This window comes from Kitasatospora sp. NPDC091257, assembly GCF_044757675.1.
In the GTDB taxonomy this organism is placed as follows: Bacteria; Actinomycetota; Actinomycetes; order Streptomycetales; family Streptomycetaceae; genus Kitasatospora; species Kitasatospora lactacystinica.
The window spans coordinates 1-3,033 of record NZ_JBIVVI010001110.1; the positions used below are offsets into that span (position 1 = coordinate 1).

Sequence of the window (3,033 nt, forward strand, 5' to 3'; positions counted from 1 at the left end):
GTCCGCACCGGGGAGGCCCGGGCGCCCGCGACGGGCTGCCGACGACGCCGACGGTCCCGCCGGGTCAGGCGCAGGCGACCTGGGTACCGGGGATGCCGATGATCCCCGAGTTGTTGGTCTCACCGCCGTTGTACTCGTAGTACAGGTAGGAGTAGAAGTCGATCCGGGTCTCCGGGCCGCAGGCCGAATCCGGGGCGACGGCGTACGTCACCGTGAAGGCGCTGCTGGCGCCCGGGGCGAGTGGAACGCTGTAGCGGGCGATGCCGCCGTGGACGTTGTCACTGCACCCGTTGGTCTGGGTGCCGCAGGCGGTCGCGGTGAACTTGAGCCCGTTCTCCAGACTGGTGGCGTAGGTCTCCTGGACACTCTGGTAGACGAACTGGATCGGGGTGTCGTACGGGTTGGTCAGCGTCAGGGAGAGCGTGAACTCGCCGCCCCGGACGGTCGTCTGCTTGTCGGAGACGGCCGTGAGGGGCAGCTGGGTGTCGGCCCGGGCGGCGGGGGCGGCGGCGAGGAGCAGACCGACGACGAGGGCCGGACACGCGGCGAGCGCGGCGCGACTCGGATGTGTTCTGCGCATGACCAAGGAGCGTAGGCCTCGCCTCCGCCCGGGTTGCGTTCCTCGGCCCCGGTCCGTACCGACGCAGGAGCGGCGAACGGACACCGCGCACCCGCCGCCCGCGTTCCGCCCCCACGGGCGTGCCCGGGGCCCTATGCTTCGCCGCTCCTCCCCTGCCCCGTCACCCGCAGGGCGGCAGGATGTCGCAGAGCGCGCCGAGCGCCGCCGGGTAGGCGTGGTCCGGCGGCGTGGCGTAGCCGACCACCAGTCCGTCGACGGCGGGCATCGCCTCCTCGCCGATCGCCGGGTGGCGGTAGTCGGCGAGCCCCTCGACGGCCAGGCCCCGGTAGGCGGCGGCCTTGAGCACCGAGCGCTCGGTGCCCGGCTCCAGTCGCAGCACCGCGTGCAGGCCGGCCGCGATGCCGGAGACCTCGATGTGCGGAGCGCGGGCGGCCAGTGCGGCCACCAGCTGGTCGCGGCGGTCCCGGTAGCGGCGGCGCATCCGACGCACGTGCCGGTCGTAGCCGCCGGAGTCGATGAAATCGGCGAGCGTGAGCTGGTCCAGGGCGCTGGCCCAGCCCTCGCGTTCGCCCTTGGCGGCGAGCACCCGGTCCACCAGGTGGTCGGGCAGCACCATCCAGCCGAGCCGCAGCGCGGGGGTCAGGCTCTTGCTGGCGCTGCCGAGGTAGACCACTCGTTCGGGGTCGAGCCCCTGGAGGGCGCCGACCGGCTGGCGGTCGTACCGGAACTCCCCGTCGTAGTCGTCCTCCAGGAGCAGCCCGCCGCGCCCGCGTGCCCAGTCGACCACGGCCGCGCGGCGGCCCGGGTGCAGCGGGCCGCCGGTCGGGAACTGGTGGGCGGGGGTGAGCAGGGCCGTCCGGACCTCCGGATACCGGGCCAACTCACCTGTCCGGGCGCCCAGTTCGTCGATCGACAGCGGAACGGTGGCAACGCCCGCGGCGGCCAGCAGCCCGCGGTGGAAGCCCAGCCCGTACGCCTCGACAGCCAGCGGGCCGTGCTCGGCGGGCGGCAGGACGGGTGCGGCGCCGTCGAAGAGCAGCCGCAGCGCGTGGGCGAAGCCGGAGCAGACCACGATCCGGTCGGGGTCGGTGCGCACCCCCCGCGCGCGGGCGAGGTAGTCGGCGAGGACGGTGCGCAGCTCGCGCCGGCCCTGGGGATCGCCGGGCCCGAAGGCCTCGTTGGGGGCGCCGGTGAGGGCCCGGCGGGCGGCGGCGAGCCAGGCGGTGCGCGGAAAGGAGGCGGCGTCGGGCTGCCCCTGCCGCAGGTCGTGGGTGGGACCGGGACGGCGGACGGGCCGGCGGGCCCGGGTGCGCGGGACGGGCTCGGCGCGTTCGGCCACGGTGGTCCCGGAGCCCTGGCGGGCGGTCAGCCAGCCCTCGGCCACGAGTTCGGCGTAGGCCTCGGCGGCGGTGTTGCGGGCCAGGCCGAGGTCGGTGGCGAGGGCGCGGTAGGGCGGCAGCCGGGTGCCGGGGGCCAGTCTGCCGCTGCGGATCGCCTCGCGCAGCGCCGCCATCAGCGCGGCGCGCCGACCCCCGGTGGCGGGGAGGTCGAGGTGCAGGTCGTTGCCGGTCGAGTGGGCGGGCTCGGAGGGGTGCGTGCCCCGCGTGTCCGTCATGGTCACGCACCCTACCGGCCGCCGCCCCGGCCCTCCTCGGGCGGCTGCCCGGCCGCGGGCCGGGGCGATCGCCCTACGGCACGACGGTGACCGGCCAGCGGCCGGCCTTGACCAGCCGGACGGCCACCGAGCCGATCACCTTGTGCCCCGCCTGCTCGGAGACGCCGACCACCACGGCGTCGGCGCGCAGCTCGTCCGCGAGCTTGGCGAGGCCGCCGTACGGGTCGCCGCGCATGGTCAGGAAGCGCCACTCCACCTTCCACACCTCGCGCACCCGGTGCTCGGCCTCGCGCAGCGCGGCCAGCAGTTCCTCGGCGATCTCCTGGGTGGTCTCCTCCACCGCGGCCCCGGCCAGGGCGGTCGCGGCGCCGAGGATCGGCTGGATGTACGCCACCGCGAGGACGGCGCCCTGCCGGCGGGCCAGTCCGGCGGCGTAGGCGGTGGCGCGCCAGGAGGAGTCGGAGCCGTCCAGGCCGGCCAGGATCACGCCGGGGCCGTCGGTGCCCAGCTCGAAGCCGGCGGGTGCGGCCGCGGCCTCGTGCCCCGGGGCGCCGGTCGGCACCCCGGCCGCGGCGGCCCCTCGCGCGCCGGCGTCCGCCGCCCCACCCGTACCGGCGGCCGCCTCTCCCGCGTCCGCCGTGTCCGCTGCATCGCTCTCGTTGCTCATGGAAATGAGGCTATGCCCGCCACCGGGAGTGACGGCGGCGGGCTCTCCGGGTGAGGGCTGTGGCCCGGGCCACCCGGGGCGGTGGCCGGGGCGCCGAATCCGGCACCGGCGGCTGTCCGACCGTCACGCGCTGTCGACCGTGTGGGCGGCCTCACAGCGGTTCCGTGGGGG

The 3,033-nt window shown here is 76.4% G+C and carries 3 protein-coding genes; all 3 read right to left on the reverse strand.

The genetic code is table 11. The features are described from left to right. Nucleotides 1–64 precede the first annotated feature (64 nt). Nucleotides 65–580 (reverse strand): hypothetical protein, encoded by a 516-nt coding sequence (locus ACIQOV_RS35035; protein ID WP_401054888.1) that lies wholly within the window; start codon nucleotides 578–580, stop codon nucleotides 65–67. A 160-nt stretch (nucleotides 581–740) separates the two neighbouring features. After that, nucleotides 741–2,195, reverse strand: a complete 1,455-nt coding sequence (locus tag ACIQOV_RS35040; protein ID WP_359902701.1) for a PLP-dependent aminotransferase family protein — start codon at nucleotides 2,193–2,195, stop codon at nucleotides 741–743. Nucleotides 2,196–2,268: 73 nt separating this feature from the next. Beyond that, nucleotides 2,269–2,862, reverse strand: coding sequence for a universal stress protein (locus tag ACIQOV_RS35045; RefSeq protein WP_401054889.1), 594 nt, complete (start codon nucleotides 2,860–2,862; stop codon nucleotides 2,269–2,271). Nucleotides 2,863–3,033 lie beyond the last annotated feature (171 nt).